The 456-nt window shown below is 38.6% G+C and carries 1 protein-coding gene; it reads right to left on the bottom strand.

Annotation, left to right across the window (positions count from 1 at the left end; all coding sequences use genetic code 11):
• A partial coding sequence (locus HZY83_RS03175) for a phosphoribosylglycinamide synthetase C domain-containing protein (RefSeq protein ID WP_305038420.1) occupies positions 1-456 on the bottom strand: 456 nt, incomplete at both ends.

The following is a 456-nucleotide window of genomic DNA, read 5'->3' as shown; positions in this document are numbered from 1 at the left end:
CCGTAGCTCCTTCACCAATGGCTAGGATCACACGACCACCAGCATTAACAAAATGGTCTCTCTCTTTCTTTAAACCACTAACAAAATAATGAGAATCTGGGTCGAAACCACTAACTTTATATCCTTTATCATATGATCCTGGATACCCTTTAGATGCTAACATGACTCCTACAACTGCTTCATCTTTCCATTTAAAATGAATTGGTTGACGTTGTTCTAAATCAATAATATGTTGCATTAAATCACTTTCTAAACGCGTGAGTAACACTTGCGCTTCTGGATCACCAAATCTTGCATTGAACTCTATCACTTTAGGACCCTCTTTTGTTAAAATAGCACCAATATAGAGCAAGCCAAAGAAATGATACCCTTCTTTACTCATCGCTTGAGCAATAGGTTGAGCAATGCGCTCATTGGTTTGATGAAGTACATCCTCACTAATATGCGGAACAGGAC

The sequence above is a fragment of the Gemella sp. GH3 genome (assembly GCF_013415425.1).
Taxonomy (GTDB): Bacteria; Bacillota; Bacilli; order Staphylococcales; family Gemellaceae; genus Gemelliphila.
This window is presented reverse-complemented; position numbering and strand designations above follow the sequence as displayed.